General features: G+C 62.0%; 4 protein-coding genes. 2 read left to right on the top strand and 2 right to left on the bottom strand.

What is annotated here, in order from left to right; translation table 11 throughout:
* The first annotated feature begins 104 nt into the window (after positions 1 to 104).
* Positions 105 to 797 carry a cysteine protease LapG gene (lapG, locus tag KCG87_RS06460; protein WP_007962016.1) on the top strand — a complete coding sequence of 231 codons (693 nt, stop codon included), beginning with the start codon at positions 105 to 107 and terminating at the stop codon, positions 795 to 797.
* Positions 798 to 811: 14 nt separating this feature from the next.
* The gene (lapD, locus tag KCG87_RS06455) at positions 812 to 2,758 is read left to right on the top strand and encodes a cyclic di-GMP receptor LapD (RefSeq protein WP_139053425.1); all 1,947 of its coding nucleotides are present in this window, start codon (positions 812 to 814) and stop codon (positions 2,756 to 2,758) included.
* 127 nt (positions 2,759 to 2,885) lie between these two features.
* Here the strand turns inward: lapD and KCG87_RS06450 are convergent, their stop codons facing one another.
* Together KCG87_RS06450 and KCG87_RS06445 are read right to left on the bottom strand one after the other, a co-directional pair.
* Positions 2,886 to 3,224: a tryptophan synthase subunit beta gene (locus tag KCG87_RS06450; protein ID WP_098966540.1), complete on the bottom strand. Its 339-nt coding sequence runs from the start codon at positions 3,222 to 3,224 to the stop codon at positions 2,886 to 2,888.
* A 147-nt stretch (positions 3,225 to 3,371) separates the two neighbouring features.
* A complete protein-coding gene (locus KCG87_RS06445; RefSeq protein WP_210556938.1) occupies positions 3,372 to 18,407 on the bottom strand; it encodes a retention module-containing protein in 15,036 nt (5,011 codons plus the stop codon).
* Between the last annotated feature and the right edge of the window lie 331 nt (positions 18,408 to 18,738).

Below are 18,738 nucleotides of genomic sequence, written 5' to 3'. Positions count from 1 at the left end.
GAATGAAGTTTAGCGCGATGGCGATGATCTCATGGTGCCATTGTTTTTTGCCGGGCTAAGCTTCACCATCAAACGCTTTCCTTCCTGCCCCCTGGAAACCTGCTGTGGCGGTACGTTTCGCGATCCCCCGGACTCTGCGCTGGCTAGGCTGCGCACTGTTGCTGGCCGGCGTCATGCTGGGCGGCCTGCATGCCGATTGGGATTTTTCCGCGATCAGCCGCAAGGCTACGGCGCTCTACGGCCCGTTGGGTGCCGGGCAGCAGCGGATCGATGCCTGGCAAAACCTGCTGGCCACGCAGAAACAGGTCAGCGAGATGGAAAAGCTGAAAGTGGTGAACCTGTTTTTCAACAAACAGGTGCGTTATGTAGAAGATATCGATCTGTGGGGGCAGGTCGATTATTGGGAGACGCCCATCGAAGCGTTGTGGAAAGGCGCCGGCGACTGCGAAGACTACGCGATCGCCAAGTATTTCAGCCTGCGCCATCTCGGGGTCTCCAGTGACAAGCTGCGCATCACCTACGTCAAGGCACTGCGCCAGAATCGCGCACACATGGTGCTGACTTACTACGCCACCCCCGATGCCATGCCGCTGGTGCTCGACAGCCTGATCGATCCGATTCAGCCTGCGTCCCAGCGAACCGACTTGCTGCCGGTCTACTCTTTCAATGCTGAAGGTCTGTACCTGCCGGGAGCCAAGGGCAACAAAAAGGTCGGTGACACCAAACGCCTGTCGCGCTGGCAGGATGTGCTGAAGAAAATGCAGGCCGAAGGTTTCCCGGTCGAAACGACTAACTAGGAGCACGCGCTCAGATGTCTTTGTTCAAACAGCTGTTGATCGCTATCTGTCTGTTCCTGGTGGTCGCCTTCACCGGCAGCTTCATGGTCAGTCTGGAGAGCTCGCGCACCCAGTACGTCAACCAGCTGCGCTCACATGCCCAGGACGCCGCCACGGCGCTGGCGTTGTCGCTGACGCCGAATATCGACGACCCGGCGATGGTCGAGCTGCTGGTCAGCTCGATTTTCGACAGCGGCTATTACGCGAGCATCCGCGTGGTCGATCTCAAGACCGACCAGACCATTGTCGAGCGCAGCGGGATTCCGGCGGTGAGCAATGTGCCTGACTGGTTCGTCAAACTGATCGGCCTGGAACCGGCCGGTGGCGACGCGCTGGTCAGCCGTGGCTGGGAGCAGGCGGCGCGGGTCGAGGTGGTCAGTCACCCGATGTTTGCCGTGGCCAAGCTGTGGCAGAGCGCGTTGGGCAGCCTCGGCTGGCTGCTGCTGTGCGGCGCGGTCAGTGCAGTGCTCGGCGCGTTGCTGCTGCGCCGGCAATTGCGCCCGCTGGATTACATGGTCAAGCAGTCCCACGCCATCGCCCGCCGCGAATTCCTCAGCCTGCCGGAGTTGCCGCGTACCCCGGAACTGCGGCGCGTGGTGCAGGCGATGAACCAGATGGTCGAGAAGCTCAAGGCGTTGTTCCAGGAGCAGGCCGAGCGCAGCGAAAAACTGCGTGCCGAGTCTTATCAGGACAACCTCACGGGGCTGGCCAACCGGCGCTATTTCGAGATGCAGCTGCATAACCGCGTGAGCAACCCGGAGCAGGCCAGTTCCGGTTATCTGCTGCTGTTGCGGGTCAAGGATCTGGCCGGGCTCAATCAGCGTCTGGGCGGTCAGCGCACCGATGAATTGTTGAAAGCTGTCGGCGAGCAACTGTCCCGCGAGTGCGCCAAATATCCGGAAACCCAGAACCTCGTCACCCGTATTCGCGGTGGTGAATTCGCCGTGCTGGCGCCGGGACTGGTGCGCGAAGAAGCGCTGCAACTGGCGCAGAACCTCGACAGCGCGCTGAGCAGCCTGCACGCCACTGGCGCAACCGATGTGCCGGCCGTGGCTTCCATTGGCCTCGCCCCGTTTGCCCACGGCGATTCACCGCAAGCAGTACTGACCCTGGGCGATCAGGCGCTGGCGCAGGCCGAGGGGCAGGGCGAGCAGAACTGGGCGTGCATCGATCAGAGCCTGGTGGCGGACGTCGGTGACGATCACCACGCCTGGCATCGCTTGCTCGATCAGGCGCTGAATCAGCAGCGTTTCGAACTGTATTTCCAACCGGTGGTGGCCGCTCAGGACACGCAATTGGTGCTGCATTACAAAGTGCTTTCGCGCTTGCTGGATGAACAGGGCCAGACCATCCCGGCCGGGCGTTTCCTGCCGTGGCTCGAGCGTTTTGGCTGGACCGCGCGACTGGACCGTCTGATGCTCGAGCGCGTGCTGGAGCAGATGAAAGGGCATGAGGATTCGTTGGCGCTGAACCTCTCTTCGGCAACCCTGGCCGATCCACAAGCGCTGAACAAAGTGTTCGAGATTCTGCGCGCACACTCCGACCTCGGCGAGCGCCTGACGCTGGAGATCGGCGAGGAGCAATTGCCGGAGCAAGCGGTGCTGGAGCAGTTGACCCGGCGCCTGCGTGAACTCGGTTTCTCCCTGAGCCTGCAGCGCTTTGGTGGACGCTTCAGCATGATCGGCAACCTGGCGCGGCTGGGGCTGGCGTACCTGAAGATCGATGGCAGTTACATCCGCGCCATCGATCAGGAGAGCGACAAGCGCCTGTTCATCGAAGCGATCCAGCGTGCGGCGCACAGCATCGATCTACCGTTGATTGCCGAGCGGGTGGAGACCGAGGGCGAGTTGTCGGTGATTCGCGAGATGGGCTTGTATGGGGTGCAGGGGCAGTTGTTTGGTGAGCCCACGCCCTGGAAGTAACCTGTTCGTTATTCGTTGTCGGTAAATCAGCCTGCGCGAGCAAGCCCGCTCCCACATTGGAATGCATTTCAAATGTGGGAGCGGGCTTGCTCGCGAAGGGGTCAGTCCGGTCACTGAAGATCGCGGATCAGATCAGCCCGGTCTCTTCGTCGTCGATCAAGTGGCTCAACCCGCCCAGCGCTTCCCGCGCCTGGGTGCGGTCCATCAGCTTGGCCTGCGCCGCCGGCGGCAGATCGGTAACGCGGATCACGCCTTTCTGGGTCAGCACCTGAATCAGGTCGTCGAGTACCCGAATCATTTCCAGGTCGCTCTGCTTGAGCTGTTTCAGGCTGGTTTCCACCACTTCATTGGCGAACCAGGCCTGGATTTCATGGCTGTCGGCCGGCAGCGTTTCCGTGGCCTCGGCGTAGGCCGCGGCTTCCACGCGAATCAACAGACCTTGCGCATCGCGTTGCACGTAAAACATTGAGCATCCCTCAGAAAGATCCAGCGTCATGCTGTCAGCAGCATAGGCCAACTGCGCGCGAGTATGCGGGGTGGCGACGAAATCGTCACCGCCGAGTTAGCCGCAAACGTGACGGCCGCCCCAAGGGGCGGCCGTTTTGTTCACGCATCAGCTGTTGTTGTGGTCGACCTTGATGGTCGGATCGCTGCCGGCAATCAGGTTGTGAATGTTGGCGCTCGACCAGTTGTTGCCTTCCAGTTTGATCGTCACGTCCGGCGTGGCGGCTGCCGCGTCGCCGGAGTTGAACTTGCCCGCCGAGCTGACTTGCAGCGACGACGTGCCATCAACCGTGGTGATCTTCAGAAAGTTGTCGATGGTGCTGCCGGTTTCACCCTGCAACAGATCGCGCAGGTCGATGCGGTCACCTTCGTTGGCGTTGAAGTCCTTGATCACGTCATTGCCGGTGTCGCCTGCTTTCCAGACGAAGGTGTCGGCACCGGAACCACCGATCAGGATGTCGTTGCCCTGGCCGCCGATCAGCGTGTCATTGCCGGTGCCGCCGAGCAGGATGTCATTGCCCTTGCCGCCGTCGAGCAGGTCGTTGCCGCCCGAGCCGAACAGGATGTCATTGCCTGCGCCACCCAGCAGCGTGTCGTTGCCGTCATGCGCACCGGACACATCGAACGCCTGATAGTGCTCGGTGATGTACTGGTGCACGTTGCTGGTGGTGACTTTGCTGACATCCACACCGGTTTGCTGTGCGACGTACGCCTGCATCGCCTGATAACCCTCGCCGGCAATGCCGTTGAAGCTCACCAGGTCGCCGAACAGGATGTCGTTGCCGTCGCCACCGCTGACGGTGTCGTTGCCCGGCATCGTCGCTTCGGTGTGGCCGATGATCGAGTTGGCCAGATCCTTCGGATCGATGTTGGTCTGCGGCGAGTGATCCGAGTCGTACGGTTTCAGATCGTTGAGGCTGACACCGCTGTTGATACCGATGGCTTCGACGTTCGACAGGCCGCTGAGCAAGGCGAAGCTGCTGTTGGCGTTATCGGTGGTGGCCGAGCTGGTGCTGCTGCCGCTGCCCGCCAGGTTCGACAACTCATAGGTGCCATCACCCTGAGCGTGAACGGTACCCAGGCTGCTCCAGTTCCAGCTGCCGTTTTTATACGTTTGCAGAACAGCAGCACCGGCGGCACTGATGCTCAGGTAATGCGTGCTGTCGATGTAAGTGCTGAAGGTATCGCCCAGCTTGTAGTTGCTGGTCGTCACAACACTGTCGAACTTCACGCTGCCGTACAGCGTCGGGTTGGTCTGCTCGCCGCTCTGGTAGTAGGTCGGCTGGCCGTCGGTGATGAAGTACGTGAGGTTCTTCGCCCCGGTGTTGGCCACAGCTTCCGCGCTCTGGAAGAAGTTGGCCGTGGTCTTGAACACGTCCTCGTAGTTGGTGCCGCCGCCGGACGCCATCGAGTCGAGCACGGCTTTGAGCTTGGTCAGCGCGTTCGGGTCGTTGAGGTTCACCGACACCGACTTGTTGACCTGGGTATCGAAGTCCGCCAGGAAGATGTTCACCGTGCCCGAGTTGCTGCCGCCCAGGCTCTGCTTGAGGGTGTTGAACACCGAGGTCAGCGAGTCCTTGGCCGCGTTGATCGACGAGGTGCTCATGCTGCCCGAGCTGTCGACCATGAACGCGATGTTGTAGTTGGTGCCCGGCACCACGGTCAGACCACCGATGTCGGCGACCATGATGTCGTTGCCATCGGTACCGTTGAAGGTGTCGTCGCCAGAGGTACCAACCACCGCGTTGTAAACCGCCGGCACCACGGTGACCGGAATCGTCGCGGTGCTGCTGGCCGAACCGCCGACCATTTCAGTGGAGGTCGAGGTCACGGTCAGGTTGAACTGGCCGTTGTAGTAGGTCGGCGGGGTTACGGTCAGGCTGCCCAGGTTCCAGCCGGTGACGTTGGCTTCGCCGTTGCTCGCGGTGACTGTGAAGGTGTGACCGTTGCCGTCGGAGAGAACCGAGCCGACCGGCGCGCCACTGATCTTCACGCTCAGGGTTTCCGAGCCGTCGGTGTCGGTCAGCGCGGTGTTGATCGCCGACAGTTTCACCGTGGTGCCTTCGGCGCCAGTGTTGAGCTTGTAGCCGTCGTAATAGCCTTCGCCGTTGGTGCCGTGCAGGTCGGAGACGGTCACACCGGAATTCACCAGATCCTGCACCCCGGTGTAGATCGGCACGCCGGCGCTGCTCAGGTCGATTGGCGTGCTGCCGTTGACCGACAGGTTCACGTCATAGCTGCCCGGGCCGCTCTGGTTGTGGTGGTAGATGTCCAGGGTGTAGTAGCCGCTGGTGGTCGGGGTGAACGAACCGCTGATCGCACCGCCCGCGCCCCAGGTACCCGACGCCACGCTCTTGCCGCCAATGGTGATCAGCAGGCTGTCGTCAGCCACACCGCTGAAACTGTAGGTCTTGCCGGCTTCCAGATAGATCAGGCCCGAGGTCTTCGACGCGGTACCGGCGGTCACGCTGCCGTCGGACTGCACGTTATTCACGTTGGTGCTGGAGTTCGGGGTGCCGGCGCCGTCGATCACGTTTTTCAACGTGGTCGAGTCAGCGCCGTTGCCGCTGGTGCCCAGGCCCGACAGGCCGGTCCAGACTTCCTTGACCAGCCCGGTGGACTTCACGCTGTTGTCGGCCACGCTCACGGTCGGCGCATCCGCCACCGGCGTGATGTCGATCTTCACGGTGCCGGTGTTGCCCAGCAGTTGCCCGTCGGTTGGCTGGAACTTGATCTGTGCGTAGTCGGCCTGGTTGTTGCCCATACCGGTGCCGCCGTAACCGTTGACGCCCGACTCGTTGGCATCCGGCATGAAGCGCAGCTTGCCGGCGTCAATGTCGGCCTTGCTGAAGGTCTGGTTGTTGGCGACGTCTTTCCAGGTCGAACCGTCCAGGTACTGCAGTTTGCCTTCGCCCGGCAGCTGGGTGATTTTGATGCCCAGGCTGCTGGCCGGGCTGTCGACGTCAGTCACACCGAAGGTCGACCAGCCGAGGATCAGCGGGGTGTCTTCGGTGCCGGTGACGTTGACCGGAGCCGCAACTGGCGCATCGTTGACCGCCACCACGTTGACCGTGGTGGTCGCGGTGTTGGAGTAGTTGCCGCCATCGGTCACGGTCACGGTGATGATCCGCGGCACGGTGCTCGGGTCTTCACTGCTGTTGGTGAAGGTGATGTTTTTGATCGCCTGCATGTAGTCGGCCAGCGTCGCGTTGCCCGACAGGGTCAGGGTCACGGTGCCGTTGGTGCTGTTGGCATTGATGGTGATGCCGTTGACGCTGTTGCCCAGGTTCAGCGCATCGCCGTCCTGACGGTTGGTCAGGACGATGGTCGCGCCGGTCAGCATCGTGCTGTCCGGGTCGGTGATCGTCAGGTCGGTATCGGCAATCGACACGCCGGCGCCCGGGGTGTTTTCGGTGAACGTCACCTTGTAGTCGGCACCGGTGGCGCCGCTGGAGTTGTTGGCATCCAGGTCGATGACCGGTGGCGCATCGTTATCGATGATCGAGGTGCTGACGCTGCCGTTGGTGCTACTGACGGCGAGGTTCTCGAAGTTGCCGCCAGTGGCCGAGTCGATCTTGACCACGAAGTTCTCGGTGCCTTCGGTGATCTTGTCATCGATGGTCGCGACGTTGAACTGCGCGCTGCTGGCGCCCGCCGGAATCTTCACGGTGTACACGCCAGTGAAGTCCGAACCGTCGGCAGCGGTGCCGCTGTAGACGATCTTCAGGGTCACGTCGGTTTGCGCCGGGTGCGTCAGGCTGACGGTGTAGCTGGCGGTCTGGCCTTCGGTCACCGAGGTGCTGCCGGTGATGCTGACGGTGGTGGTGTCGATGGTATCGGCGACGTTGGTCACGGCCGGTGTCGTGCTCGGTACCAGGTTCTCGAAGTTGCCACCGCTGGCGTTGGTGATGGTCGCCTGCACGCTGCCGGCGTCTTTGTAGACGTCGTCAGCCGGAGCCGGAACGGTCACGGTGCCAGTGGTTTTGCCGGCGTCGATGGTGATCACCGAGCCGTTGCTCAGGGTCACGGTTACCGGGGAACCGGCAGCGTTGCTCAGGGTTGCGGTGTAGGTGATCTGGCCGCCCTCGTTCACCGCCGGGGTCGCGCTCAGCGACAGGCTGGTGGTGTCGACGGTGTCGGTCACGGTGGTGCTGACCGGGGTTTTGTCGGCTACGAGGTTTTCGTAGTTGCCGCCGCTGACGTTGGTGATCGCATTGGTCAACGGTGCGTGGCCGGTCAACACGTCGTTCGGCGCAGTGGTGGTCACGGTGCCGGTGGTTTTGCCGATGTCGATGGTGATCGTCTGGCCGTTGGACAGGCTTACGGTCACTGGCGAACCGGTTACCGGAGCGCCGACAGTGGCGGTGTAGGTGACAGTGCCACCCTCGGCCACGGTGCCAGTGGCGGTGAGTTTCACGCCAGTGGTGTCGATGGTGTCGGTGACGCTGGTTACGGCTGGCGTGGTGCTTGGCACCAGGTTTTCGAAGCTGCCACCTGTCGCCGACTTGATGGTCGCCTGCACGGTGCCGGCGTCTTTGTAGACGTCGTCCGCTGGAGCCGGAACGGTCACGGTGCCGGTGGTTTTACCGGCGTCGATGGTGATCACGGCGCCGTTGCTCAACGTTACGGTCACTGGCGAACCCGCGGCGTTGGTCAGGGTTGCGGTGTAAACGATCGAGCCACCTTCGGCCACGGTGCCGGTCGCGGTCAGCGACAGGTTGGTGGTGTCGACGGTGTCGGTCACGGTGGTGCTGACCGGAGTCTTGTCGGCAACCAGATTCTCGTAGTTGCCGCCGCTCACGTTGGTGATTGCGTTGGTCAACGGCGCGTGACCGGTCAGCGCATCGTTCGGTGCGGTGGTGGTTACGGTGCCGGTGGTTTTTCCGATGTCGATGGTGATGGTCTGGCCGTTGGACAGAGTCACCACGACTGGCGAACCAGTGACTGGCGCACCGACGGTGGCGGTGTAGACGACGTTGCCGCCTTCAGCCGCTGTACCGGTGGCAGACAACTTCACGGTAGTGGTGTCGATGGTATCGGTGACGCTGGTCACGGCCGGTACGGTGCTTGGTACCAGGTTTTCGAAGTTGCCGCCGCTGGCATTGGTGATGGTTGCCTGCACGGTGCCGGCGTCTTTGTAGACGTCATCAGCCGGGGCAGGAACGGTCACGGTGCCAGTGGTTTTACCGGCGTCGATGGTGATCACTGCGCCGTTGCTCAGGGTCACGGTCACTGGCGAACCAGCGGCGTTGGTCAGGGTGGCGGTGTAAATGATCGAACCGCCCTCGGCGACCGTATTAGTGGCGCTCAGGGACAGGTTGGTGGTGTCGACAGTGTCGGTCACGGTGGTGCTGACCGGAGTCTTGTCGGCAACCAGATTCTCGTAGTTGCCGCCGCTCACGTTGCTGATCGAGTTGGTCAACGGCGCGTGACCGGTCAGCGCATCGTTCGGTGCGATGCTGGTCACGGTGCCGGTGGTTTTGCCGATGTCGATGGTGATGGTCTGACCGTTGGCCAGGGTCACGACGACAGGCGAGCCGGTAACTGGCGCACCAACGGTAGCGGTGTAAGTGACGGTGCCACCTTCGGCCACGGTGCCCGTGGCGGTGAGTTTCACGCCCGTGGTGTCGATGGTGTCGGTGACGCTGGTCACTGCTGGCGTGGTGCTTGGTACCAGGTTCTCGAAGCTGCCACCGGTCGCGGTTTTGATCGTTGCCTGAACAGTGCCGGCGTCTTTGTAGACGTCGTCGGCCGGGGCAGGGACGGTGACGGTACCGGTGGTTTTACCGGCGTCGATGGTGATGACTGCACCGTTGCTCAGCGTCACGGTCACTGGCGAACCAGCGGCGTTGGTCAGCGTTGCGGTGTAAACAATCGAGCCACCCTCGGCCACGGTGCCGGTCGCGCTCAGCGACAGGTTGGTGGTGTCGACAGTGTCGGTAACGGTTGTGCTGACCGGCGTTTTGTCGGCGACCAGGTTTTCGTAGTTACCGCCGCTCACATTGGTGATCGCGTTGGTCAACGGCGCATGACCGGTCAGCGCATCGTTCGGTGCGGTGGTGGTTACGGTGCCGGTGGTTTTACCCACTTCGATAGTGATGTTCTGACCGTTGGCCAGTGTCACAACGACAGGCGAACCGGTCACAGGCGCACCGACAGTGGCGGTGTAAGTGACGGTGCCACCTTCCGCAGCAGAATCGGTCGCGGTCAGCTTGACCGTGGTGGTATCAATGGTGTCGGTGACGTTGGTGACTGCAGGAGCAGTGCTCGGTACCAGGTTCTCGAAGTTGCCACCGGTAGCAGTCGAAATGGTCGCTTCGACTTTGCCAGCGTCCTTGTACACGTCATCGGCTGGGGCCGGAACGGTAACGGTGCCAGTGGTTTTGCCTGCTTCGATGGTGATCACGGCGCCGTTGCTCAACGTCACGGTAACTGGCGAGCCAGCGGCGTTGGTCAGGGTCGCGGTGTAAACGATCGAGCCACCTTCGGCCACGGTACCGGTTGCGGACAGCGACAGGTTGGTGGTGTCGACGGTGTCGGTGACGTTAGTGCTGACCGGGGTTTTGTCAGCCACAAGGTTTTCGTAATTGCCGCCAGTCACACCTGTGATCGAGTTGGTCAGAGGCGCATGACCGGTCAGCGCGTCGTTAGGCGCGGTGCTGGTGACGGTGCCAGTGGTCTTGCCGACTTCGATGGTGATGTTCTGACCGTTGGCCAGGGTCACCACGACCGGCGAACCGGTGACTGGTGCGCCAACAGTGGCGGTATAGGTGACGGTGCCGCCTTCGGCTACCGAGGTATCGGCAGTCAGTTTGACGGTCGAGGTGTCGATCGTGTCGGTGACTTCGGTGACAGCCGGCACGGTACTTGGCACCAGGTTTTCGAAGTTGCCACCGGTGGCGGTGGAAATGGTTGCTTCGACTTTACCGGCATCTTTGTAAACGTCGTCCGCCGGAGCTGGAACAGTCACGGTGCCGGTGGTTTTGCCGGCCTCGATGGTGATGACAGCGCCGTTGCTCAGCGTCACGGTAACTGGCGAGCCCGCGGCGTTGGTCAGGGTTGCTGTGTAAACGATCGAGCCGCCTTCAGCGACGGTGCCAGTGGCACTGAGCGACAGGTTGGTGGTGTCGATGGTATCGGTGACATTGGTCGAAACCGGCGTTTTATCCGCCACGAGGTTTTCGTAGTTACCGCCGCTCACGTCGGTGATGGCGTTGGTCAGTGGCGCATGACCGGTCAACGCATCGTTCGGCGCGGTGGTGGTCACGGTGCCTGTGGTCTTGCCGACTTCGATGGTGATGTTCTGACCATTGGCCAAGGTCACGACTACAGGCGAGCCGGTTACCGGAGCACCGACGGTGGCGGTGTAGGTGACGGTTCCACCTTCAGCAGCGGACTCGGTCGCGGTCAGTTTGACCGTGGTGGTGTCGATGGTGTCGGTAACGTTGGTGACGGCCGGAACGGTGCTTGGCACCAGGTTCTCGAAGTTGCCACCGGTAGCGCTGGAAATGGTCGCTTCGACTTTACCGGCGTCCTTGTACACGTCATCGGCTGGCGCCGGAACGGTCACGGTGCCAGAGGTTTTACCGGCCTCGATGGTGATCACCGCGCCGTTGGACAGGGTCACGGTGACTGGCGAACCAGCGGCGTTGGTCAGGGTTGCGGTGTAGACGATCGAGCCACCCTCGGCCACGGTGCCGGTCGCACTGAGCGACAGATTGGTGGTGTCGACGGTGTCGGTGACATTGGTCGAAACCGGCGTTTTATCCGCCACGAGGTTCTCGTAGTTACCGCCGCTCACGTCGGTGATGGCGTTGGTCAGCGGCGCGTGGCCGGTCAACGCATCGTTCGGCGCAGTGGTAGTCACGGTGCCAGTGGTTTTACCCACTTCGATGGTGATGTTCTGACCGTTGGCCAAGGTCACCACGACCGGCGAGCCAGTCACTGGCGCACCAACAGTCGCGGTGTAGGTGACGGTGCCACCTTCCGCAGCCGATTCGGTCGCGGTCAGTTTGACCGTGGTGGTATCGATGGTGTCGGTCACGTTGGTGACGGCCGGAACGGTGCTAGGCACCAGGTTCTCGAAGTTGCCACCGGTAGCGGTGGAAATGGTTGCTTCGACTTTACCCGCGTCTTTGTACACGTCGTCAGCCGGAGCTGGAACGGTCACGGTGCCCGACGTTTTACCGGCTTCGATGGTGATCACCGCGCCGTTGGACAGGGTCACGGTCACCGGCGTCCCGGCCGGATTGGTCAGGGTCGCGGTGTAAACAATCGAACCACCTTCCGCCACCGAGTCGCTGGCGGTCAGGTTCAGGTTGGTGGTGTCGACAGTGTCCGACACTGAGGTGTTCGCCGGTGTCTTGTCGGCCACCAGGTTTTCATAGTTGCCGCCGGCAACCTTGTCGATGGCCACACTCAGCGAGCTGCCGCCCGCCAATGGGCTGTTCGGCGCGACGAAGTTCACGCTGCCGGTGGTCTCACCGACGGCGATGGTGATGGTCTGGCCGTTGGACAGAGTGACCACAACAGGCGAGCCTGTTACTGGTGCAGTCACGCTTGCGGTGTAAACCACGGTTTCGCCTTCGGCGACGTTGGCGGTGGCGGTCAGCGACACGGTGGAGGTGTCGATGGTGTCGTTGACGGTGGTCACCGCCGGGGTGTTGCTGGTCACCAGGTTTTCGAAGTCGCCACCGGTCGCGCCCTTGATGGTCGCCTCAACGGTGCCGGCGTCCTTGTAGACGTCATCCTTCGGCGCATCGACGGTCACGGTGCCGGAAGTTTTGCCGGCGTCGATGGTGATCACCGCGCCATTGCTCAAGGTCACGGTCACCGGGGTGCCGGCGGCGTTGCTCAGGGTGGCGGTGTAGGTGATCTGCCCGCCTTCGTTCACCGCCGGCGTCGCGCTCAGCGACAGGTTGGTGGTGTCGACGGTGTCGGTCACGGTGGTGCTGACTGGCGTCTTGTCGGCGACGAGGTTTTCGTAGTTGCCGCCGCTGACATTGGTGATCGAGTTGTTCAGCGGCTCGTGACCGTTCAACGCATCGTTCGGTGCGGTGGTCGTCACGGTGCCGGTGGTCTTGCCGATGTCGATGGTGATGGTCTGACCGTTGGCCAGGGTCACAACAACAGGCGCGCCAGTCACTGGAGCGCCGACAGTAGCGGTGTAAGTGACAGTGCCGCCTTCAGCCACCGAAGTATCGGCGCTCAGCTTCACGGTCGAGGTATCGATGGTGTCGGTGACTTCGGTAACGGCTGGAACGGTGCTTGGCACCAGGTTCTCGAAGTTGCCGCCCGCAGCATCCTTGATCGTGACTTCGACCTTGCCGGCGTCTTTGTAGACGTCATCGGCAGGTGCTGGAACGGTCACGGTGCCGGTGGTTTTGCCCGCGTCGATGGTGATCACGGCGCCGTTGGACAAAGTCACGGTTACCGGCGTACCGGCCGGGTTGGTCAAGGTTGCGGTGTAGACGATCGAACCGCCTTCAGCGACGGTGCCGGTCGCGGCCAGCGACAGGTTGGTGGTGTCGACGGTATCGGTCACGGTGGTGCTGACCGGGGTTTTGTCGGCAACCAGATTCTCGTAATTGCCGCCGCTCACGTCGGTGATGGCGTTAGTCAGCGGCGCATGACCGTTCAACGCATCGTTCGGTGCGGTGGTGGTCACGGTGCCGGTGGTCTTGCCGACTTCGATGGTGATGTTCTGACCGTTGGCCAGGGTCACGACCACAGGCGAGCCGGTTACCGGAGCACCGACAGTGGCGGTGTAGGTGACGGTGCCACCTTCAGCAGCAGACTCGGTTGCGGTCAGTTTCACCGACGTGGTGTCGATGGTGTCAGTGACTTCAGTCACTGCCGGAACAGTGCTCGGAACGAGGTTCTCGAAGTTGCCGCCGGTTGCACCGTTGATGGTGACTTCAACCTTGCCGGCATCTTTGTAGACGTCATCGGCAGGCGCTGGAACGGTCACGGTGCCGGTGGTCTTGCCCGCTTCGATGGTAATCACCGAACCGTTGGACAGGGTCACGGTGACTGGCGAGCCAGCAGCGTTGGTCAGGGTCGCGGTGTAGGTGATTGAACCACCCTCGGCGACCGAGTTGGTGGCGCTGAGCGACAGATTCGTCGTGTCCACGGTGTCAGTGACTGTGGTGCTGACCGGGGTTTTGTCAGCGACCAGATTTTCATAGTTGCCGCCGGTGACGCCGGTAATCGAGTTGGTCAGCGGTTCGTGACCCGTCAGCGCATCGTTTGGCGCAGTGGTGGTGACGGTGCCGGTGGTTTTGCCGACTTCGATGGTGATGGTCTGGCCGTTTGCCAACGTGACGGTCACTGGCGAACCGGTTACCGGGGCCCCGACAGTCGCGGTGTAGGTGACAGTGCCGCCTTCAGCGACCGAAGTGTCGGCGGTCAGTTTGACGGTCGAAGTATCGATGGTGTCAGTGACTTCGGTGACAGCCGGAACCGTGCTCGGCACCAGGTTCTCGAAATTGCCGCCTGCGGCGTCTTTGATCGTAACTTCAACCTTGCCAGCGTCCTTGTAGACGTCATCGGCTGGCGCTGGAACGGTCACGGTGCCGGTAGTTTTACCCGCTTCAATGGTGATCACCGAGCCGTTCGACAGGGTCACGGTCACCGGCGTACCGGCCGGATTGGTCAGGGTCGCGGTGTAAACGATCGAACCACCTTCGGCAACGGAGCCAGTGGCGCTCAACGTCAGGTCGGTGGTGTCGACGGTGTCGGTAACGGTGGTCGAAACCGGGGTTTTGTCAGCGACCAGATTTTCGTAGTTGCCACCGGTGACGCCGGTAATCGAGTTGGTCAGCGGTTCGTGACCGTTCAGCGCATCGTTTGGCGCGGTGGTGGTCACGGTGCCGGTGGTTTTGCCCACTTCGATGGTGATGTTCTGACCATTGGCTAAGGTGACAACAACCGGCGAGCCGGTTACCGGTGCGCCGACGGTGGCGGTGTAAGTGACAGTCCCGCCTTCAGCGACCGAAGTGTCGGCGGTGAGTTTGACCGTCGACGTATCGATGGTATCGGTCACTTCGGTAACAGCCGGAACGGTGCTCGGCACCAGGTTCTCGAAATTGCCGCCTGCGGCGTCTTTGATCGTGACTTCAACCTTGCCAGCGTCTTTGTAAACGTCATCGGCTGGTGCTGGAACGGTCACGGTGCCGGTAGTTTTACCGGCTTCGATAGTGATCACCGAGCCGTTGGACAAGGTCACGGTCACCGGAGTACCGGCCGGATTGGTCAGGGTTGCGGTGTAGACTATCGAACCGCCTTCCGCCACGGTGCCGGTCGCAGTCAGCGACAGGTTGGTGGTGTCGACGGTGTCGGTGACGTTGGTCGAAATCGGGGTTTTGTCAGCGACCAGGTTTTCGTAGTTGCCACCGCTCACGTCAGTGATCGCGTTGGTCAGTGGCTCGTGACCGTTCAACGCATCGTTCGGTGCGGTGGTGGTCACGGTGCCAGTGGTTTTGCCCACTTCGATGGTAATGGTCTGGCCGTTGGCCAACGTGACGATCACTGGCGAGCCGGTGACAGGCGCGCCAACGGTCGCGGTATAGGTGACGGTGCCACCTTCAGCCACCGAGGTATCGGCGGTCAGCTTTACGGTCGAGGTGTCGATGGTGTCAGTCACTTCAGTGACCGCAGGGACGGTGCTCGGCACCAGGTTCTCGAAATTGCCGCCGGTTGTTCCGGTAATGCTGACCTCAACCTTGCCGGCGTCTTTGTAGACGTCATCGGCTGGCGCCGGAACGGTCACGGTGCCGGTGGTTTTACCCGCTTCGATGGTGATTACCGAGCCGTTCGAAAGGGTCACGGTTACCGGCGTGCCGGCCGGATTGGTCAGGGTCGCGGTGTAGACGATCGAGCCACCTTCAGCCACGGTGCCGGTCGCAGTCAGCGACAGGTTGGTGGTGTCGACGGTATCGGTGACGGTGGTGCTGACAGGGGTTTTGTCGGCCACGAGATTTTCGTAGTTGCCACCGCTCACGTCAGTGATCGCGTTGCTCAGTGGCTCATGACCATTCAACGCATCGTTCGGCGCGGTGGTGGTCACGGTGCCAGTGGTTTTGCCCACTTCGATGGTGATGGTCTGACCGTTGGCCAAGGTCACAACCACCGGCGAGCCAGTCACCGGCGCACCAACCGTAGCGGTGTAAGTGACAGTGCCGCCTTCAGCGACCGAAGTATCAGCGGTCAGTTTGACGGTCGAAGTATCGATGGTGTCAGTGACTTCGGTGACAGCTGGAACGGTGCTCGGCACCAGGTTCTCGAAATTGCCACCGCTGGTTCCGGTAATGCTGACTTCGACCTTGCCGGCATCTTTGTAGACGTCATCGGCTGGCGCCGGAACGGTCACGGTTCCGGTGGTTTTGCCGGCCTCGATGGTGATGACGGAGCCATTGCTCAGGGTCACGGTCACCGGGGTGCCGGCCGGGTTGGTCAGGGTCGCGGTGTAGACAATCGAACCGCCTTCAGCGACGGAGCCAGTGGCGCTCAGCGAGAGGTTGGTAGTGTCGACGGTATCAGTCACGGTGGTGCTGACCGGCGTCTTGTCGGCGACCAGATTTTCGTAGTTGCCACCGCTCACGCCAGTGATCGAGTTGCTCAGCGGCGCCTGGCCGTTGAGCACGTCGTTCGGTGCGGTGGTGGTCACGGTGCCAGTGGTTTTACCCACTTCGATGGTGATGGACTGACCGTTGGCCAGAGTCACGACAACCGGCGAGCCAGTCACAGGCGCACCAACGGTCGCGGTGTAAGTGACGGTGCCACCCTCGGCGACCGAGGTGTCAGCGGACAGTTTGACCGTCGAAGTGTCGATGGTATCAGTCACTTCGGTGACCGCAGGGACAGTGCTTGGCACCAGATTTTCGAAGTTGCCGCCGGTTGCACCGTTGATGGTGACTTCGACTTTGCCGGCGTCTTTGTATACGTCATCCGCAGGCGCCGGAACCGTCACGGTGCCGGTGGTTTTACCGGCTTCGATGGTGATCACGGCGCCGTTGCTCAGGGTCACGGTGACCGGCGAGCCGGCAGCATTGGTCAACGTCGCGGTGTAAACGATCGAACCGCCCTCAGCCACGGTACCGGTCGCGTTCAACGACAGGTTGGTGGTGTCGACGGTGTCGGTAACGGTGGTCGAAACCGGGGTTTTGTCGGCGACGAGGTTCTCGTAGTTACCGCCACTGACATTGGTGATGGCGTTGGTCAGCGGTGGGTTGCCGGTCAGCGCGTCGTTCGGCGCGGTGGTGGTCACGGTGCCGGTGGTTTTGCCCACTTCGATGGTGATGGTCTGACCGTTGGTCAGGGTCACGGTCACTGGCGAACCGGTCACAGGTGCACCGACGGTGGCGGTGTAAGTGACGATGCCGCCCTCAGCGACTGAGGTATCGGCAGTCAGTTTGACGGTCGAGGTATCGATGGTATCGGTGACTTCGGTGACCGCCGGAACGGTGCTCGGCACCAGGTTCTCGAAATTGCCACCGGTAGTGCCGGTGATGCTGACTTCGACTTTGCCGGCATCTTTGTAGACGTCATCCGCAGGCGCCGGAACGGTCACGGTACCGGTGGTTTTGCCAGCTTCGATGGTAATGACGGAGCCGTTGCTCAACGTCACGGTCACCGGGGTGCCGGCCGGGTTGGTCAGGGTCGCGGTGTAAACGATCGAGCCGCCTTCAGCGACGGTGCCGGTGGCACTCAGCGACAGGTTGGTGGTGTCGATGGAGTCGGTGACGGTAGTGGTCGCCGGCGTGGTGTTCGGCACCAGATTCTCGAAGTTGCCGCCGGTCGCACCGGTAATCGTGGTGCTGACGGTGCCGCCGTTGTTGTAGACGTCGTTCGGCGCGGTCGGCACGTTGACGGTGCCAGTGGTCTGGCCGGCTTCGATGGTGATGGTCGAACCGTTGGACAGGGTGACGGTAACCGGCGTCTGTGCCGGATTGGTCAGGGTCGCGGTGTAGGTGATCTGGCCACCTTCGACCACGGTACCGGTGGCGGTGAGGGTCAGGCCGGTGGTGTCGCGCGAATCGACGATGTTCGTCACGGCTGGCGTCGTGTTCGGCACCAGGTTCTCGAAGTTGCCGCCGGTGGCACCGGTGATGGTGGTGCTGACGGTGCTGCCGTTGTTGTAGACGTCATTCGGCGCGGTTGGCACGTTGACGGTGCCAGTGGTCTGGCCGGCTTCGATGGTGATGGTCGAACCGTTGGACAGGGTGACGGTGACCGGTGTCTGCGCCGGGTTGGTCAGTGTCGCGGTATAGGTGATCTGACCGCCTTCGGTGACGCTGTTGCCAGCGGTCAGGGTGACGGTGGTGGTGTCGATGGTGTCGGTGACCTGAGTCGTCGCCGGGGTGGTCGGCGGGGTCACGGTAATGCCGTTGCCGCCGGTGGTGCCGGTGACGGTCACGTTGATCTGGGTCGGGTCGTTATAAACGGTGTCGTTCGGTGCCAGCGGCACGTTGACGGTGCCGGTGGTGGAGCCGGCCGGAATCACGATCACCGAGCCGTTGGACAGGGTGATGGTCAGGTCGGTCAGCGGCGCCTGGGTCAGGGTCGCGGTGTACACCAGCACGCCGCCGGCTTCGGTGATGGTCGGCGTGGCGCTGAGGCTCAGGGTCGACTCACGCAGGGCGTTGGTGGTGGTGTCGGTGGTCTGGCCACCGGTGATGTTCTGTGCCGCTTGTGCACCGGCGTTGATGCCCGCGGTCGGGAAGCCGATGGTCGGATCGACGCGGCCAGCGGTGGCGTCGAGCATCACGAAGCTGTGGCCGCCGCCTGCCGCGCCGCCAGTCCCTGCGGCGGTAGCGCCGGCAGCGGTGGCTTCAAGGGCGGTGGTCGGGTCGGCACCGGCGGCGATGGCCTGCTGCAGCTCGGCTACGGACGGTGCGGCCTGCGCGGTGGCTTCGGCCAGGTCAGTGCTGGAGTCGGGCGCGTTGGCGCTCCACTGGGTTTCACGGCCCAGGTCCAGGGTGCGGCCATCCGCCAGTTCCAGCGACACGGCGCCGGAGAGGCCGGTATCGATCTGGTCGCCGACGAACAGGCGATCGCCTTCAACGAGCACGCGGCGTACACCCTCGGGGGAGACCACGAATACCTGACCGACAATGCTTTTGACGATGGCAACAACACTGCTCATTGAAGACTCTCCGGGTGTCACGTTCAGTTGACTTCCATAGCCTGATGGCTTCGGCGCCGATTCAGTCTGGACGTACTTTAAAAATTTGCGAATCAAGATTGACGCTGTTCTTCGTCAATAATTTGGCTAGATTCTTTCGCTATTAACTTTATGCCAAACTATTGACCTTCTGGGTGCCATCCTAAACAATCGCCCCACTAATGTCACATTGATATTTCCGCGGCGACCTGTCCCTCAGCGTGTGATCCAGTTCCTATTTTGAACTTTCCGACATACGGTCATTCCGGTTGCCAATCATCCGACGCAGCAGCACGTTTTGCTGTGATTCAAG

The sequence above is a fragment of the Pseudomonas sp. MWU347 genome, assembly GCF_017947305.1.
Lineage (GTDB): Bacteria > Pseudomonadota > Gammaproteobacteria > Pseudomonadales > Pseudomonadaceae > Aquipseudomonas > Aquipseudomonas putida_A.
Note: the sequence above shows the minus strand (reverse complement) of the source record. Positions and strands in the feature narration are given on the sequence as shown.